Origin of the sequence: Nitrobacter sp. TKz-YC01 (genome assembly GCF_047824785.1) — a bacterium.
In the GTDB taxonomy this organism is placed as follows: Bacteria; Pseudomonadota; Alphaproteobacteria; order Rhizobiales; family Xanthobacteraceae; genus Nitrobacter.
In genome coordinates this window covers 1,663,223-1,680,657 of record NZ_CP181167.1, presented here as the reverse complement: position 1 = coordinate 1,680,657, position 17,435 = coordinate 1,663,223, and the positions used below count along the sequence as shown (strand labels likewise).

17 protein-coding genes are annotated in these 17,435 nt (G+C 61.1%); 7 read left to right on the top strand and 10 right to left on the bottom strand.

The genetic code is table 11. The annotated features are described in order from the left end of the window. Positions 1-68 precede the first annotated feature (68 nt). Positions 69-986: a hypothetical protein gene (locus ACMYR2_RS07860; RefSeq protein WP_416193959.1), complete on the bottom strand. Its 918-nt coding sequence runs from the start codon at positions 984-986 to the stop codon at positions 69-71. A 228-nt stretch (positions 987-1,214) separates the two neighbouring features. Between ACMYR2_RS07860 and yidD the strand changes: the two genes are divergently transcribed. Further along, entirely contained in the window at positions 1,215-1,559 is a 345-nt protein-coding gene (gene yidD, locus ACMYR2_RS07855; RefSeq protein WP_347263863.1) for a membrane protein insertion efficiency factor YidD, read from the top strand. A gap of 323 nt (positions 1,560-1,882) precedes the next feature. On the opposite strand, the gene ACMYR2_RS07850 is transcribed toward yidD, so the two are convergent. Then, the gene (locus tag ACMYR2_RS07850; protein WP_347263864.1) at positions 1,883-2,932 is read right to left on the bottom strand and encodes a hypothetical protein; all 1,050 of its coding nucleotides are present in this window, start codon (positions 2,930-2,932) and stop codon (positions 1,883-1,885) included. 235 nt (positions 2,933-3,167) lie between these two features. Between ACMYR2_RS07850 and ACMYR2_RS07845 the strand changes: the two genes are divergently transcribed. Next, a complete protein-coding gene (locus ACMYR2_RS07845; protein WP_347263865.1) occupies positions 3,168-4,214 on the top strand; it encodes a patatin-like phospholipase family protein in 1,047 nt (348 codons plus the stop codon). A 22-nt stretch (positions 4,215-4,236) separates the two neighbouring features. On the opposite strand, the gene ACMYR2_RS07840 is transcribed toward ACMYR2_RS07845, so the two are convergent. The 3 genes from ACMYR2_RS07840 to ACMYR2_RS07830 all read right to left on the bottom strand — a co-directional run bounded on the left by ACMYR2_RS07840 (position 4,237) and on the right by ACMYR2_RS07830 (position 6,494). Next, on the bottom strand, positions 4,237-4,665 hold the full coding sequence (locus ACMYR2_RS07840; protein WP_347263866.1) for a CBS domain-containing protein: 429 nt from the start codon (positions 4,663-4,665) through the stop codon (positions 4,237-4,239). Between the two features lie 354 nt (positions 4,666-5,019). Then, the gene (locus ACMYR2_RS07835; protein WP_416193958.1) at positions 5,020-5,814 is read right to left on the bottom strand and encodes a rhomboid family intramembrane serine protease; all 795 of its coding nucleotides are present in this window, start codon (positions 5,812-5,814) and stop codon (positions 5,020-5,022) included. 161 nt (positions 5,815-5,975) lie between these two features. Further along, complete coding sequence (locus ACMYR2_RS07830) at positions 5,976-6,494, bottom strand: hypothetical protein (protein WP_347263869.1); 519 nt, start codon at positions 6,492-6,494, stop codon at positions 5,976-5,978. Positions 6,495-6,925: 431 nt separating this feature from the next. Here ACMYR2_RS07830 and ACMYR2_RS07825 point away from each other — a divergent pair, with 431 nt between their 5' ends. From ACMYR2_RS07825 to rpsD, 3 genes are all read left to right on the top strand, one after another. After that, complete coding sequence (locus tag ACMYR2_RS07825; RefSeq protein ID WP_347263870.1) at positions 6,926-7,483, top strand: PAS domain-containing protein; 558 nt, start codon at positions 6,926-6,928, stop codon at positions 7,481-7,483. 284 nt (positions 7,484-7,767) lie between these two features. Then, positions 7,768-8,574, top strand: coding sequence for a glutamate racemase (murI, locus tag ACMYR2_RS07820; protein ID WP_347263871.1), 807 nt, complete (start codon positions 7,768-7,770; stop codon positions 8,572-8,574). 302 nt (positions 8,575-8,876) lie between these two features. Beyond that, on the top strand, positions 8,877-9,494 hold the full coding sequence (rpsD, locus tag ACMYR2_RS07815) for a 30S ribosomal protein S4 (protein ID WP_347263872.1): 618 nt from the start codon (positions 8,877-8,879) through the stop codon (positions 9,492-9,494). A gap of 72 nt (positions 9,495-9,566) precedes the next feature. On the opposite strand, the gene ACMYR2_RS07810 is transcribed toward rpsD, so the two are convergent. Continuing rightward, on the bottom strand, positions 9,567-9,830 hold the full coding sequence (locus ACMYR2_RS07810) for a PepSY domain-containing protein (protein WP_347263873.1): 264 nt from the start codon (positions 9,828-9,830) through the stop codon (positions 9,567-9,569). 149 nt (positions 9,831-9,979) lie between these two features. Then, entirely contained in the window at positions 9,980-10,318 is a 339-nt protein-coding gene (gene grxD / locus ACMYR2_RS07805; RefSeq protein ID WP_347263874.1) for a Grx4 family monothiol glutaredoxin, read from the bottom strand. 233 nt (positions 10,319-10,551) lie between these two features. Between grxD and egtB the strand changes: the two genes are divergently transcribed. Both egtB and egtD read left to right on the top strand, forming a co-directional pair. Further along, positions 10,552-11,799: an ergothioneine biosynthesis protein EgtB gene (egtB, locus tag ACMYR2_RS07800; RefSeq protein WP_347263875.1), complete on the top strand. Its 1,248-nt coding sequence runs from the start codon at positions 10,552-10,554 to the stop codon at positions 11,797-11,799. Between the two features lie 44 nt (positions 11,800-11,843). Beyond that, positions 11,844-12,839 carry an L-histidine N(alpha)-methyltransferase gene (gene egtD / locus ACMYR2_RS07795; protein ID WP_347263876.1) on the top strand — a complete coding sequence of 332 codons (996 nt, stop codon included), beginning with the start codon at positions 11,844-11,846 and terminating at the stop codon, positions 12,837-12,839. 163 nt (positions 12,840-13,002) lie between these two features. Here the strand turns inward: egtD and ACMYR2_RS07790 are convergent, their stop codons facing one another. The 3 genes from ACMYR2_RS07790 to ACMYR2_RS07780 form a co-directional block, all read right to left on the bottom strand. Then, a complete protein-coding gene (locus ACMYR2_RS07790) occupies positions 13,003-13,236 on the bottom strand; it encodes a BolA family protein (RefSeq protein ID WP_009797187.1) in 234 nt (77 codons plus the stop codon). A gap of 315 nt (positions 13,237-13,551) precedes the next feature. Next, positions 13,552-15,762: a phosphoribosylformylglycinamidine synthase subunit PurL gene (gene purL / locus ACMYR2_RS07785; protein WP_416193957.1), complete on the bottom strand. Its 2,211-nt coding sequence runs from the start codon at positions 15,760-15,762 to the stop codon at positions 13,552-13,554. 171 nt (positions 15,763-15,933) lie between these two features. Further along, on the bottom strand, positions 15,934-17,214 hold the full coding sequence (locus ACMYR2_RS07780) for a cytochrome P450 family protein (RefSeq protein ID WP_416193956.1): 1,281 nt from the start codon (positions 17,212-17,214) through the stop codon (positions 15,934-15,936). Positions 17,215-17,435 lie beyond the last annotated feature (221 nt).

The window sequence follows — 17,435 nt, the reverse complement described above, 5'->3', positions numbered from 1 at the left end:
CGTGAATAAAACGCGACAAAACAAAATCATAGAGCCTCGCTTCTGATTCCATCAGAAGCGGAAAAGCTCTATTGCCGGGCCGGGACGGTGCTCACCGCCGCGGCGCCGGAGGGCTCCGCTTCGGCGGTCTTGGTCGGCTGCCCCGTCATCGTCACCACCGCGGGCGCATTCGTGGCGCCCGGAAAGCGATCCTGTACCGGCTTGGTGACGAGATCGGCGACTGGCGACTCGACGACCTCCCCATCCGGCAACACGTCCGCGATGCGGTCCGTCGTCACCAGATTGGTGGAACGCAACTCCGACGGCGACAACTCATAAAGGGCCTCCCAGGGAGGAATGTTGAGCGCCAGATGCAGCAGATCACCCGACCCGCCCATCTCGAAGGTGTACTTGGCGAGCCGGCCGATATCGCGCTCCACGGTCGTCAAATCCTCGGCGGTGTAGCTCGCGGCCCTGGCGTTCTCCGCGCGATCCCCCATCCAGATCTGATGGACACGGACATGCGCACGCTCAGGCACGTAGCGGGTTTTTCCCGACAGCAACACGAACACGCACATGGACTCGCAATAGGCTTCGGGCAGCACGGCTGCGCGATCGCCTGCCGCCGTCGTGACCACGGCGCCGGTTCCGACCGTGGTGCGCAAGCCGAGCTCTCGCCATCGCCGCCCGAGCGCGATGGCGTCGTTGACCGACCCGCCACCCGAGTCCAGCACGACCGTCGCGCCGGCAAGATCGCGCCCGGCGGCGAAGTCGTTAAAGGTTTTCAGGGTTTCTCCCGTAACGAGACCGACGGCGGTGATCCAGTTCCCGCAGCGCGGCTCGCAAGCGATCCAGGAGAATCGCATTGGCTCCTTGCGTGCTTCGACGTTTGCTTTGGTTGAGTCGTGTTTATCCAACCCGGCTGCGGAGCCTGAAAAGGCGAGCCCCAAAGCTGCTGCGTACAAAAGCGCCCGTCCACAAAAGCCAGATGATTGCCCGAACCTCACTTCGGTTCCTTCCCGCAGCCGATGTTTCTAGAGCTCCAACATGAAGACCTGTCATCAGAACATCATGAAACTAGCCGCGAGACGTTTCAGCGTCCACGACAACCTTTGCTATGATCTGCAAAACCATGCGATATTTCCACGGCTTGTGGCGCAATTGCAGCCTGATCCGGTTCCTGGAGAGGAACCTCGCGCGGGACGCATGTGTCTCGCGATAAAAAGCCCGCATTCATGAAAACGACATCTCAAGGTTCCAGGTTCTGCCCGGCGTGTATGAGCGCCGCTTTGCGGCTGCCGCGCAATGCCGGGCGAGCGTTGATCTGGATCTATCGTCACACATTGTCGTCGCTGGTTGGGTTCAACTGCCGGCACCTGCCGACATGCTCAGCCTATGGCGACGAAGCCATCGCGCGTTTTGGGCTTTGGGGCGGCGGCTGGATGACGCTGGCGCGGATTCTGCGCTGCCATCCCTGGGGAACGTCCGGCATCGACAATGTTCCCGTCGCGAAACCGCCCGGCGCAACCTGGTATCGGCCCTGGCGTTACGGCCGCTGGCGCGGCGTGAATGCGAAGTAGGAATTTCTGAAGCGTCGCTTCGGATTCCGATCAGAGACGAAGTTTTCGAAAACCGGTTTCCACTTTGCGCTGGCGCGGCCCTTCGGGCCGGGATCATGCTCCAGAGTCTGTTTCAACTGCGTTGAATCCGATTCAACCGTGTTGAATCAGGCTCGTCGCTTATCTTTTGTTTGAGCATGATCTTGTCCGAAAACCGGTTTCCACTTTTCGGGATCATGCTTTAGAGCATTGTCGCTTCTGATTGAATCAGAAGCGAGGCTCTAGATTATTGTTCTGACGCGTTTTCTTCACGCGAACCGGTACCCACTTCGCTCGAAAACGCTTTAACGCGCGAGAACTTCGATTTCGCCGTCGACGCCGTTGAAGACCTCGAAGCCTCGTTCAAAGACCTTGCCTTCGTTCTTGGCGATGACGCGATATTCTCCCTCGGCCAACACCACGCGGGGGAAGGCTCCGATCGACTCCTTGATGACGTCGCCCCCGGGCGTCAGGACCGACCACGCCGTATTGGCCAGCGCCTCCCCGCCCTTGTCGCTGACGAGTTTCAGGGTGATGACCGCGGCGCGATGGGAGATCGTCACATCGGTCAGCTTCCCTGCCTGAACGCGGATGTCCGACCGTACGACCGAGTTCGCGTCGCCATAGTTGGAAACGATGTAGTAGGTCCCTTCCGGCAGAAGCATGACGTCGCCCCCGGCGACATTGGGCAGGAGCGGCGCGCGCTCGGTGCCCTCAAACTGGCTGCCTTTATAGATGCTGAAGGAAATCTGGTTGGGCGGGATCATCGATGCGCCGACTCGCCCCTCGATCTTCAATCCGCCCGCCGGCAGCACGAACGACTCCCGGTCGGCGTCGGACCTGAGCGTCACGGGCCGCGCGGCGCTGACCAGCCCCAGCGAAACGTGCACGACATAGTCACCCGGGGGAAGCGCGATGCTGGGCGTCGCTTCACGGTCTTCACGCACCAGCTTGAAGGCCCCGGTCTCGTCGGGTCGATCGGTATAAACGCGCCAGATCAGCCCGCTGTTGATGGCCGGCAGGTCCTTGCCGTAGCGCGCGGTCAATGACAGCATCGCCTGCGCGGGGGATGCGACCCGCGGCGAGGACGTCAGCGGCACCGCGGCAACCGGCGCCTGGGTTAATGGCGCAGGCAGATTTGGCATGGACGCCGGATCGGCGGACGGCGCGAGGCTGATCGCAGCTCCCGGCGGCGGCGCTTCCGGAACGGATTCCGGCGGGACCGGCGGCGGACGTTCGCTGAACAATTGCGCCGAGGATATGTGAGGATACGTCGCGAGGAGCGTGACAACCGACACGAGCAGGGGCCACGAGAGCCGACCCGAACGATATCGATGATTTCCCCCGAAGATCATGGTGCCGGTTCTTCCCGGAAAACACGGCAAATTCAAGCCTCTGGACCCGTTCAGAATTGCATCCTGCTGTGGAAGGCTTAAAAACCGGCACGTCGGGTTGAAACACCGCTATCCGATGATAATTTCCGCCGGGCGAAACAGCATCCGGCAAGTCCATCCTGACTTGATCCTGTCCTGCGCTCACCCTGTCCGCCGGAAGCGCGGTAACCGATATCGGTAGTCGGAGAATTTTATCGTGCCGGAGGATATGAAAGGTCGCGACCAGAACGGGTCGAACGGCCAGAAAGTAGGATTGGATAGCGTCAGGCGGCCCGTGATCGGGCTGGCTCTCGGCGGCGGGGCCGCGCGCGGCTTCGCTCATATCGGCATTCTCCGTTCCCTGATCGCGCACGGCATCCAGCCCGATGTCGTGGTGGGCACGTCGATCGGCGCGGTGGTCGGGGGCGCCTATGCCGCGGGCCGTCTCGATACCATGGAGGAGTGGGCACGCAGCCTGCAGCCCCGGAGTCTCTTCAGTTATCTGGACATCCGGTTGAACGGCTCCGGACTGATCGGCGGCGCCAAGCTCACCGCCCGGCTCGAAAATGCGCTCGGTGATATCCAGATCGAAGAACTGCCGCTCAAGTTCGCAAGCGTCGCGACGGAAGTGCGCACCGGCCATGAAATCTGGCTTACGCACGGGCGGCTGGTCGACGCCATGCGCGCGTCCTATGCGCTTCCCGGCATCTTCGCGCCGATGCTGGTTGGCGACCGCTGGCTGGTCGATGGCGCGCTTGTCAACCCGGTGCCCGTCTCCACCGCCCGCGCGCTGGGCGCCGAGGTCGTGATTGCAGCCAACCTCTCCAATGACGTGTTCGGCCGCAGCACCACGATATTTTCGCACGGCACGCAGAACGGCGTGCAGGAGGAAGTCGTCGAGCCCCCGCCGAGCAGACTGGGCTTCAGCAGGTTCTTTTCGCTCGAACGAACGGTCAAGCGCGAATTCTTCGGTGGCGGCAACCGTCCGGGCGTCGTATCGGTCATGACCGACGCGTTCAACATCATGCAGGACCGAATCACGCGGGCGCGGCTCGCCGGCGACCCGCCGGACCTTTTGATCTCGCCGCGGGTCGGCCAGATCGGCTGGTTCGACTTCCACCGCGCCAACGATCTGATCGCGCACGGTACACGCGCTGCGGACCGGGCAATCGAAGCAATTATGGAAGCGATCGAAGTTCTCGCGCCTGGGTCGGTACCGGACACGACCGACGCCGCGGCCCCTGAAAACGGGACCGAACCTTGATATGACTTGATACGAAACGTGCTCAGGCCATGTTGATGTAGTCGCGCAGCGCCTCCTGCTCGGCTTCGTACTGCTGAACCCGCAGTTTGACGACGTCCCCGATCGAGACCAGCCCCACCAACTTGCCTTCCTCCACCACCGGCAGATGCCTGAACCTTTCCGCCGTCATGACTTCCATGAGGTGAGCGACCGTATCCGACAGGCGGCAACTGACGACCTTGCGGGTCATGGCGGCGCTGACCGGTTGATCGAGCGCAGCCGCGCCGCGCTTCTCAAGCGCGCGGACCACGTCCCGCTCCGACAGAATGCCCTCGATGCGGGTGCCGCTCACGACGATAACGGACCCGATCTGCCGCTCGGATAAAATCTTGAGCGCCGCCGAAAGCTTCACGTCGGGTTCGACGCTTGCGACTTGAGGACCCTTGGCGCTGAGAATGGCACGTACTGTCATGGTCGGCCTCCCTTGGAGGGACATCGCTTCCCTTGCAGGGATCGCGCGGGATCACTTTGCGCGATCCTTGCCGTTTAGCATTCAGGCGACAGCTCGAGTCTGTTTCAACTGCGTTGAATCCGATTCAACAGCGTTGAATCAGACTCGTCGCTTATCTTTCTGTTTGAGCATGATCTTGTCCGAAAACCGGTTTCCACTTTTCAGGATCATGCTCTAAACGTCCACCTTGTCAAACGTCCACCTTGTCACGAGTGAAACGCACCGACAGGGGCATCGTTTCCATCACGAGAACGGATTCAAACTCGCCTGACCAAGTGGATGATGAATGAAATCAGCCTGCATCGCAAGCCGTCGTCAGACATGATCCGCGCCGGAAGACGCATCGTCGGCGTCGCGCGCCGGACGAGGCACCGGATCGAACAATGAAAACAATAGAAGGCCTGCCATAAAGCCGCCCATGTGAGCCTGCCACGCAACACTGCCAGGCTCGGCGCCGATCGCGACCGATCCCATGCCGAAGATGATGTTGATGCCGAACCAGACTGCGAGAAACGCGAGCACGCGGGGATTTTGCAATGCGCGCGTCAACGGCAGCGCCGGCACCCGCGCGGCGGCGTCGGCATCCCCGCGGCCGAAGGATAGAAAACTGCCCTGCGCGAAGGCGAAACGGATCGCCGCGGCCATGGCGCCCGACACCGATCCTGACGCACCGATCATCGGCGCAATACTATGCTCGTGGGTTACGAGATGCGCGACCGCGCCGGCGACGGCGGCTACCGCCATGAAGAGAAAAAACCTGACGCCGCCGAAACGGCGCGCCAGCGCGCTGCCGAACGGCAGCAACCACAAAACATTGAAACCGATGTGACTGAGATTGGCGTGCAGCAGCGAATAGGTCACGAAGGTCCAGACCTTGGCGCCGCTTCCTCCTGGAAACGCCGTCGCCAGAAGACTCGGATCGTACCGCTTAGGAATGAAGCCGAACGCCTCGATGATCCAGTATTCCAGATCGGGCGGAACAGACGACCACAGGACATGAATAACCGCCAGAAGGCCGATATAGGCGGTCAACGGCCCCGGCAGGGTCAGGATCGGTTCACGCGGAGGTTCCGGCGGACGTTCTGACGATAGATCTGGGGGAGAGGCCAAGGGCGGCGACCTGGCGGCTCAAGCAGGCGATAGGCTGCAATAAGCTGCATAAGGGGTTGTGCAAACAAGGTTCGATCCGGCTGATGAAACCCGTCAAATGGTGGTCCAGACGGCCCCTTCCCGGCCCGCAGGTCGCGTGAAAAGAACAGAAAGCGAGTATGTTACTCGCTCTGCCGATTGCGTAACACCCACCATTTCAGTCCTTTGTAGAAAAGCACCATGGCGGTCAGCAAGCCCGCTCCCTTCAGGAACCAGGCCAGCATCTCTTGGAGACTGCGAGCACTGTGATCCCGTTCCCTTTCGGTTGAGACCTCCTCGCTTGCCGCTGGGACTTCTTTACTTTCCGGTGAGGCATCCTCCGCTGAGGCGTCTTTACTTTCCGGTGGAGCATCCTCCGCTGAGGCGTCTTTACTTTCCGGTGGAGCATCCTCCGCCGAGGTCTCTTTCCTTTCCGGTGAGGCGTCCTCCGCCGAAACCTCGCTCACCCGAATGACAGATCGATCGCGAGGAAGGCCAGCCACGTCCGTCATCAGGAAAGCCAGCCGGAACCGGCTGTCATCGATTGCCGCGCCGCTTCCCCGGATTTCGTCAGACTGGACCGGAACACAGGCCGATTGAAGGCCGACCACAACACCAAAAACGGTCACCCAAAACCGCACGACTCTTCCCGCCTGTCTCATTCAGCGCTTGCCTCTGCCATCATCGAGTACGGGATAGTCGGCGAACAGCGCTCTATCCGGTCTCATGCCACCATGATCTCGACCGGCGGTCGCGCCGGATCAGGCGGACTAATACCTCAATCCGGCTCTTGCTGTCGATGTCGGCGACCGCCGATGCAGGCCCGGGCCGCGGCGGGCCTTTAAGACCGCCTCTCTGGGCTCATGGGCTGCCCCTCAACGCTCCACTTCGCTTGAAAACGCTCCAGGTTACCGAAGTCTTAATTCACATGGTGAATTTAACGTTAACGGCACAATTAGGGAGCGCATGGGGCGGAAGCCGCCCTCCCGGCATGGACGCTGCAACACCACTCCTGCACAACAGCAAGAGGCCGAGGTCGCCTTGAAGCAGGACAGATTTGTCCGGTTCGAGCCCCGGTCAGGACGGTTGCATCATGAAACATCCATCGAACCGGGCATTCTTCGCATACTGGGATGAGAGGCGGGACGGCGAACGCGCCCCGGACCGGCGCGTGATCGAACCGAACGCGGTTCGCCAACTGCTCGGGGACATCTTCGTACTGTCCTACGATCCGAAGCGCGGCTATCCGTTCCGTGTCGCCGGAACCCGGGTCTGCGCCCTGCTCGATCGCGATCTCAAGGGCGAGAACTTTTCAGCCCTGTTTGCGGCCGCAAGCCGGGATGAAATCACCGATATGCTCGGCATCGTATCCGAAGAACTGCTGGTTTCTGTCGCCGGTTTGACCGCTACCGAGCGCAACGGATCGCTCGCCCATTTCGAGCTGCTGCTGCTGCCCTTCAGCCATCGCGCGCATACACCCATCAGCCTGACCGGTTTGCTGGCGCCGATGCAGCATAGCGGGCGGCCGGTGACGGACTTCACCCTCACTTCATGGCGCTACCTCAATCATCCGCCGCAACGCCTGGTCCCGCGCGCCCTTAAAAAGCTCGCGATCGCGCGCGGTTTCATGGTCTACGAAGGATTGCGCTGAAGCATTTAGCTTTTGATGAAATAATATCTACAAACAATTGATATAAGATGATTTTTTTGAGAGTTCGGATCGAACATTTCAACTTGAAACGCGACGGCACCTAACCCCAGCTATCTGGTCAGGTTTTGGCGGCATCTCCTTGAGAGAATCCGACTCTCAAGAATAAATGCCTTTCCGAATAATCCAAGCGGCGGGTTGGAGCGCAGCGCGCCTCCGCCGGGGATGGACAAATCAGCCCGACCCGTAAAAACTCCGCGGTAACCGACCGTCCCTAATATTGCCGCGTGTCATACAGCCCTACCATTCTGGTCCTCGATTCCGGCCTCGGCGGTCTCACCGTGCTGCGGGAGATCGTGAACGCCCTTCCCGCCGCGCGATATATCTACGTCGCCGACGACGCCTTCTTTCCCTATGGCCGCCTCAGCGAGGAGGACATCATCGCGCGCGTGGTGCCCCTGGTCGGAGAGTTGATCGGCGCCCACGCCCCCGACATCGTGGTGATCGCCTGCAACACGATGTCCGTCTCGGTGCTGGGCCCGTTGCGCGCCGCCTACCCGGTGCCGTTCGTGGGCACGGTTCCAGCCATCAAGCCGGCTTGCGCCGCATCGAAAACCAGGCGCGTCTCGGTGCTCGGCACCCGCGCGACCGTACAGCGCGAATACACCCAGGCGCTGATCCGGAATCACGCACAAGCCTGCACTGTGACTCTTGTTGGCTCCGCGCGCCTGGCCACCCTGGCGGAGGACGCCCTGAGCGGCAAGCCCGTCAGCGACGCCGACATCCTGAGCGAGATCACGCCATGTTTCGTTCCGGCTGGCGACGGTGGCGGCCTGCGCACCGACGCCGTCGTGCTCGCCTGCACGCACTACCCGCTGCTGCTCGACCGGCTGCTCAGGCTCGCGCCATGGCCGGTGTCATGGATCGATCCCGCGCCGGCGATCGCCCGCCGTGTCGTCGATCTGCTGGGGCCGATCGAGCCGAGAACCGCCGGCGATCATGATCGTCCGCCCGAGATGATTTTCACCTCCGGCCGCGCACGCACGCTGACCGACGCGCTGGCGCCGTTCTTCGGCGGCCGGGTGCCGGCATGAACCAGTGCATCGCCAGTTGAGATAGGGCCAGGACACGCGATTTCCGCGGCCGGATTTCCCTGCTTTCGTTTGACAGGGCCATGGTTTGTCCCTAAGAAAACGCCTGCACGCGGGCCGGTTTCGGCCCGCGTTGCGTTTCGCGACCCGTGGTCCCGCCTGTCAAGCTTATGGGCCGGACCTGTCGGCGGCGGATCTGTCATGATCACGAAAAGCGGCCTTCCGGTTTTCACCATGTCCAGATCCTCAGCACAGGAGGGCGCGTCTCCTCGATCCACAGGCTTAAACTTTGACAAGAGGACGCGATGACTAAGCGCAACGAGGCGAAGTACAAAATCGATCGCCGCATGGGGCAGAACATATGGGGCCGCCCTAAGAGCCCCGTCAACAAGCGCGAATACGGCCCGGGCCAGCACGGTCAGCGCCGCAAGGGCAAGCTCTCCGATTTCGGCACCCAGCTTCGCGCCAAACAGAAGCTCAAGGGCTATTACGGCAACATTTCCGAACGGCAGTTCTACGCGATTTACGTCGAAGCGACCCGCATGAAGGGCGATTCGGGCGAGAACCTGATCGGCCTGCTGGAGCGCCGTCTCGACACCGTGGTTTATCGCGCCAAGTTCGTGCCGACCATCTTCGCGGCGCGCCAGTTCATCAACCACGGCCATGTCAAGGTGAACGGCCGCCGGGTCAACATTCCGAGCTACAAGCTAAAGGTCGGCGATACCGTCGAAGTGAAGGAGGCATCGAAGCAGCTCGCGCTGGTGCTGGAAGCCAACCAGCTCGCCGAACGCGACGTGCCTGATTTCATCGACGCCGACCACAACAAGCAAAGCGCGAAATTCATTCGCATTCCGCAGCTTGCTGACGTTCCTTTCGCAGTGCAGATGGAGCCCCATCTGATCGTCGAATTCTATTCGCGCTGATCCGCGCGCCATCCTGGTTCAAGAAAAAGCCCCGGAGCAACCGGGGCTTTTTTTGCGACGTGGGCGTCTGAATCAGTCGTTATCAAGCTTGCTCTTGGTGACCTCGCCGCTCTTCGGATCAACCTCAAGATCGTAACGGACACCCTTGAGATCGGCCTCCAATTCCCAATGGCCGTCGTCCGCCTCGACCTTGCTGAAGTTGGTGTATCCCTGCGCGGTCAGTTTCTGAATGACCTGATCCGCAGGCATCCAGTCGGTCCCCGGCTGGTCGGCATAGGCAAGACCGGCAACCGACACGGTCGCCGCCATCGCCAAGGCAACATATCGTATTCTCATCGGACGATCTCCCTGCAACGCAAATGGTCCGCACAAGAACGGCCACTTGTCGTCAGGGTTCCCTCATGCCGCGAATTCAACGTCCCGCGCCGCGATGTCCGCGACGACGATAACATCCTGTCGCGGACAGGCGCGCGCCCGGACCGTGGTCAGGCCGACGCCGGGGTGTTGAAGGCGATGCCCTTGTCGGAGAGCAGCTTCTGAAGCTCGCCGGCCTGGAACATCTCGCGAACGATGTCACAGCCGCCGATGAATTCACCCTTGACGTACAGCTGCGGAATGGTCGGCCAGCTTGAATAGGTCTTGATGCCGTCGCGCAGTTCCGGAGACTCAAGAACGTTCAGGCCCTTGTAGCCTACCCCAACGTGGTCAAGAATCTGAATCACCTGCCCCGAAAAACCGCACTGGGGAAACTGCGGCGTGCCCTTCATGAACAGCACGACGTCGTTCGCCTTCAGTTCCTTCTCGATGGTTTCCTTAATGCTCATCGTCACATCCTTTTGGCCGCGAATTTATCGAGCCGCGAGCGGCCCTGTCCCGTTTGGCATGTATATAGCCCGAAACCGTTGTGCAACAAAGTAAATTGCCGGGGCTGTCATATGCGTTGCCGTCGTGGCTCCCCGAAATGGAATGACGGCGCTGCAACTGGCCTTCAACCAAACGGAGTATTTCACGGAACCCATTCTCCGCAGCAACGTTCCTCTCCAAACTGGAGAGTTCTGTGGCGAATCCTGCATCTGCCGCCGGGGCGGTTCCCCGTGTCTCGCCGTTTGCCGCTTCAGGGGGGCTGGCCGATGACCTCATGGAAGCATTTCTGGAGGTCAGGAACGAGACCGAGCGGCGCGCGAAGCCGCTGACGCCGGAAGATCAGATGGTGCAGTCGATGCCGGACGCCAGTCCGGCGAAATGGCACCGCTCTCACACGACCTGGTTCTGGGAACAGTTCCTGCTGGCGCCGCACAGTCCCGGCTATGCTCTGTTCCATCCTGATTACGCCTTCCTGTTCAACTCGTATTACGTGAGCGCCGGTCCGCGTCACGCGCGCGCCGCGAGGGGCCTCCTGACCCGTCCGAACGCGGAAGAGATCGCCGCCTATCGCCGGCACGTCGACGCCGCGGTCGTCCGATTCCTCAAAGAAGCGGATGACGACGCGCTGGCCGAACTGATGCCGCTGATCGAAGCCGGCCTCAATCACGAACAGCAGCATCAGGAACTGATGCTGACGGATATCCTGCACGCATTCGCACAAAATCCGGTTGCTCCCGCCTATGATACGTCGTGGCCGTTCCCGGCGCCGCGAGCGGATAGCGGATGGATCACGCTGAATCAGGGCATCCACACCATCGGACATCAGGACGACAGCTTTCATTTCGACAATGAGAAGCCGGCCCATCGCGTTCTGGTCGGTCCGGTCAAACTCGCGCGCGGTCTCGTCACCAACGCGGACTGGCTCGCTTTCATGGACGACGGCGGTTATCGCGACGCCACGTTATGGTTGATGGACGGCTTCGCTGCCGCGACCCGCGAGGCGTGGGAAGCCCCGGACTACTGGCGAAGGACGGACGATGGCTGGCAGGTCATGACGCTGGGCGGCTTGCGGCCGCTCGATCCGAACGCTCCCGTCTGCCATGTCAGCTATTACGAAGCCGATGCTTTCGCGCGCTGGAGCGGCAAGCATCTGCCGACCGAGATGGAATGGGAAGTCGCGGCGAGAGCCGGACATCTCGGCAACGCGTTCGGCATGGTCTGGCAATGGACGCGAAGCGCTTACGCGCCCTATCCGGGATATCGCGCAAGTCGCGATACGCTCGGAGAATACAACGGCAAGTTCATGGTCAACCAGTTCGTTCTGCGCGGCTCGTCGATGGCGACACCGGAGCGGCACAGCCGCGTCAGCTACCGAAATTTCTTTTACCCGCATCAGCGCTGGCAATTCACCGGTCTGCGCCTCGCCGACTACGGCGTCTGATCGCCGTCAACTCACACGCGTCGCGATACGCAGGGGGCACCATGATGAATCCGGATGCGGCCACTTTTTCCGCAACGCCACGATCCAAAGAAACAGGATCCAGCGAAAGCACACGAACATTCGCGCGTGATGCGATCGCGGGATTGACTCACCATCCGAAACAACTCCCGCCAAAATATTTTTATGACGCGGCAGGCTCCGAACTGTTTGAACAGATCACCCGGCTTCCCGAATATTATCCGACGCGCATCGAGCTTGGCATTCTGCGCGACCGGTCGGCCGAAATCGCTTCGATCATTCCTCAACATGCGGCGCTGGTGGAGTTCGGAGCGGGCGCTCCCACCAAAGCGCGGCTATTGCTGGCCGCGTGTGAATTCGCCGCCTATGTTCCGGTGGACATTTCGGGCGACTTTCTCAACGCTCAGGCCCGCGGCTTGCGAAAGGACTTTCCGCATCTCGAAATCCATCCGGTGACGGCCGACTTTACCGCGCCATTCCGTCTACCCGATCAAGTCGCGGCCATGCCGAAGGTCGGATTCTTCCCCGGATCGACACTGGGCAATTTCGAGCCGCACGAGGCCAGCCGCTTCCTGCGTGGCGCGCGCGATATCCTGGGTGAAGGCGCATACATGCTGATCGGTGTCGATCTCGAAAAGAACGAACGGAGGATGTACGAGGCTTACAACGATGCCGCCGGCGTTACCGCACGCTTCAACCTGAACATGCTGGCTCGCGTCAACCGCGAACTCGGCGGTAATTTCGACCTGGCCGCCTTCGCCCATCGCGCGATCTACAACCGGGAGCGCCACCGGATCGAGATGCATCTCGTGAGCAAGAGACCGCAGACGGCCCGCTTGCAGGGCCACAGCTTCTCCTTTCGCGCGGGCGAAAGCATCCACACCGAAAGCAGCTACAAATACAGCACCGAGCGTTTCAACGCTCTGGCAAAGGGTTCCGGCTGGACGCCAGTAGCGGCGTGGACCGACCCGGAACGGATGTTTTCGGTTCACGCGCTCCAGCATGATCCCGAAAAGCGGTGAACCGCATTCCATCCCCGGGCCGAGCCCGAGGATGCTTCGCTCCAGAGCATTATCGCTTCTGATTGAATCATAAGCGAGACTCCATGATATTGATTTGACGCGTTTTCTTCACGTGAGCCGGTACCCACTTCGCTCGAAAACGCTATAATGAACCGAGGCGTGGCTATTCGGGCACGCCGGTCTGCAAGGCCAACGCATGGAGAACGCCGCCCATCTGGCCCTTCAGCGACTGGTAGACGAGCTGATGCTGCTGCACCCGCGATTTGCCGCGGAACGACTCCGAGATCACCGTCGCGGAGTAGTGGTTGCCGTCACCCGCGAGATCCTGGATTGTCACCTGGGCGTCCGGAATCGCCTCCTTGATCATCGATTCGATATCCCGCGCTTCCATCGCCATCTCAAAGTGTCTCCCAAATCCGCTGCGTTCCCAATGAGGCACCGGAATCCCCGCAAACGGCCGCCGAGTTTAACGTGGCCACGCGGTCCAGTCACGCCGTGGTGGGCCTTATATTTGCACGAACCCGTTCAACCGCAAGACGGCCGCGGCAAGCTGCCTTGCGCCTTAGAGCATCGGACCCGAAAGTGGGAACCGGTTTCGGGATAAATCCGATGCTCAATCAACTAACTGGAGCGGCGGCGCTGATTCCATTTGACCGGCCGCCGCTCTAGTGTTCGCCGCAACCGTGTGTGCCATACGTCGTCTCCCGGACCATCACGGCTTTCCGGCCATGTAGTCCGGCAACCAGCTTTCAAATCCGTGCTGCAAGTCCTTGACGTCGACAGCGCGCTCGCCCGCGATAGCGATTTCATGGCCCCGCGTCAGCCCGATCTGAATGCAGGGCACGTCCACCGCCTTGAGCTTGGTGAAAACGCTCAACAGATCCCGCTCGTGAACGGTCACGATATAGCGAGCCTGATCCTCGCCGAACCACCACGCGTGCGGCACGATCGCCGCCGGAGCGCCGTCGAGTGCGGCGCCGATGCCATCAGCCATCGCCATTTCCGCCAGCGCGACGAGAAGTCCGCCATCGGACACGTCATGAACCGCAGTGGCCGTTCCGGCATGGATCATGCCGCGCACCACATCGCCATTGCGCTTTTCCGCGGCGAGATCGACCGGCGGCGGCGCCCCCTCCTCGCGCCCGCAAATGTCGCGCAAGTAAACCGACTGGCCGAGCCAGCCCTGGGTGTCGCCGATCAGCAGGATCGGGTGTCCCTCCGCCTTGAAGGCAAGCGAGGCCGACTTCGTGAAGTCATCAAGCAGGCCGACGCCGCCGATCGAGGGCGTCGGCAGAATGCCGCGGCCGTTGGTCTCGTTGTAGAGCGAGACGTTGCCGGACACGACCGGGAAGTCCAGCGCGGTGCAGGCCGCAGCGATGCCCTTCAGGCAGCCGACGAACTGGCCCATGTTTTCGGGACGCTCCGGATTACCGAAATTCAAATTGTCGGTGATCGCCAGCGGACGGCCACCAACCGCGGTGATGTTGCGCCAGGCTTCGGCCACCGCCTGCTTGCCGCCTTCAAACGGATCGGCCTCGCAATAGCGCGGCGTCACATCGACCGTAAGCGCGAGCCCCTTCGGTCCATCCTCGACGCGCACCACCGCCGCATCGCCGCCGGGCCGCTGCACGGTGTTGCCGCCGATGACATGGTCGTACTGCTCCCACACCCAGCGTTTCGAGCACAGTTCGGGCGTCGCGATCAGCTTCTCCAGCGCGTCGGGGACGGATAAGGAAGACGTCACGTCGCGCGCCTGAATGACCGGCAATTGCGGCGACGGCACATGCGGCCGGTCATACAAGGGCGCTTCCGACTCAAGCTCCTTGATCGGCAGGTCGGCCATCACGTCACCGCCATGCTTCACCACGAAACGCCTGCTCGGCGTGGTGGTGCCGACGATGGCGAAATCGAGCCCCCACTTCCTGAAAATCGCCTCCGCTTCCTTTTCCTTCTCGGGCTTGAGCACCATGAGCATCCGCTCCTGGCTTTCCGAAAGCATCATCTCGTAGGCGCTCATGCCGGTTTCGCGCGTCGGCACGCTGTCGAGATCGAGATCGACGCCGAGATCGCCCTTGGCGCCCATTTCCACGGCCGAGCACGTCAGCCCCGCCGCGCCCATGTCCTGGATCGCGACGACGCAGCCTTTCGCCATGATTTCGAGACAGGCTTCAAGGAGCAGCTTTTCGGCGAAGGGATCGCCGACCTGAACGGTCGGGCGCTTCTCCTCACTGTCGTCGTCGAACTCGGCCGACGCCATGGTCGCGCCGTGGATGCCGTCGCGGCCGGTCTTGGAGCCGAGATAGACGATCGGCATGTTCACGCCCGACGCCGCCGCATAGAAAATCTTGTCGGCATCGGCGAGACCGACCGCCATGGCGTTAACGAGAATGTTGCCATCATAGCGGGTGTGGAAGCGCACCTGCCCACCGACCGTCGGCACCCCAAACGAGTTGCCGTAGCCGCCGACGCCCGCGACGACGCCGGATACCAGATGCCGCGTTTTCGGATGCGACGGATCGCCGAAGCTCAGCGCGTTAAGGCAGGCAATGGGTCGCGCGCCCATGGTGAAGACATCGCGCAGGATGCCGCCGACGCCGGTAGTCGCGCCCTGATAGGGCTCGATGTAGCTCGGATGGTTGTGGCTCTCCATCTTGAACACCACCGCCTGCCCATCGCCGATATCGATGACGCCGGCGTTTTCGCCGGGACCCTGGATCACCCAAGGCGCCTTCGTCGGCAGCCCGCGCAGATGGATGCGCGAGGATTTGTACGAGCAATGCTCGTTCCACATCGCCGAGAAGATGCCGAGTTCGGTGAATGTCGGCGTCCGGCCAAGCAGATTCAGAATACGCTCATACTCGTCCGGCTTGAGACCGTGCGAGGCGACGAGTTCGGGAGTGATCTGGGGTTCGTTGTTGATCATGGGTCCTGACGCGATTTACCTCCTTAATAAGGAGATCGGATGCGCGGGAAAAGGTCTTTTACCAGCCGATTCCGCGCTTTCCATGGGTTGCGTGGAGCCGAGGCCGGGAATGCCGTCTCGCCAACCTGCATCGAGCGATCCGGCGGTGAATAATGCGCGATGCTGACATTGTTACGCTACGAGCCGCACAGGCAGTTGTGTCAGCCCACGTATACCGAGGCGCTTGTGCCACTTGATACTCCTCGCCTGTGTAGCCAGGTGCATATCCGGAAAGCGCGCGAAAATGCGTTCGAACGCGATGGCCGCCTCCGCCCGAGCAAGTTGGAAGCCAAGGCAAAAATGTACCCCCGTGCCGAAGGAAAGGTGTGGGTTCGGGTGCCGCGTGATGTCGAAACGATGAGGTTGCTCGAATCTGGCCGGGTCGCAGTTCGCAGCCGCGACGAATCCGGCAATCATGTCGCCGCGAAGGAATTGCCGGCCCTGCCAAACGAGTTCGCGAGTCACGAAGCGCGGTTTTGTCATCTGGACCGGCGATACGTAGCGCAGGCACTCTTCGACGCAAGTCGGCATCAGGCCCGCATCACGACGGATCTGACTGAGCTGATCCTCGTGCGACAGCAAGGCGAACAGCCCGCCTGAAATCAAATGGGTCGTGGTTTCCTGGCCGGCCCCGAACAGCAGAAAAATCATCGATACCAGTTCGTCCTCGCTGAGGGTCTGGCCAGCGATTTCGGCATCGCGAAGCTCTGCGATCAGTCCGTCGGACAGCGCGCCACCTCCCGGTCTCGAACTACGGCGCAAGTAGCGGACAACACTGATCACACCGGGAATGGCGCGGATGACCGCGCCAATACTGGCGGTGTTTTTTAACCCGCCCAGCCAGTTCTTGAATCGATCGTGATCCTGATCCGGAAGGCCGAGCATCGCGCAGATGACCGAAAGCGGAAGATCCCGGCAAAACTCGGACATGAGATCGACCTCAGTCCTTCCCTTTAATCTATCGAGAAGACGATCAGCGATGTCGGAAATCATCGGCCTCATCGCCTCTATCGTGCGGCGCGCGAAGGCTTGGTCGACGAGGCTCCGTAAGCGGCGGTGTTCAGGGTCGTCGTGGCCGAGCATATTGAGCGCAAGAAGGCCAATCGTCCTTGGAAGGAACCTCAGTATTCGCGCTTGTGTTCTGCTCCCTGCATTGGCGGAATCGCGCGCGAAGTTCTCGTGATCCTTCAACAGTGCGGCGCAGGCGTCGTGCGTAACAGCCAGATATGTATCGCCGATGATCGGCAACCTTATACGAACAAGCGGACCTTCGGCTCGCATTCGGTCAAGCGTCGGAAAGGGGTCTGCGTGAAATTCAGGCGAAAGAACATCGAAATCACGCGCCTTTATCATGATTTCATCATCCTCTCCGGAGCACACGGACGTTGTTCGTCGGCAGAAAGCCCCATCCATTCACACAGCCACTCGAGTCTGCCACCGCTTCACGGAAACGGTGACAGACTCAATCTTTTTATTTGACGCGTTTTCTTCACGCGAACCGGACGCCACTTCGCTCGAAAACGCTTTCGGACGAGCGGATCAGCGCTCAAGCCGATCTCTGTACGATCCATTCTGGATATGCCTGGCTGATGGCACCGTAATCACCAAACACATGGGTCTCTCAGAGAAGCACA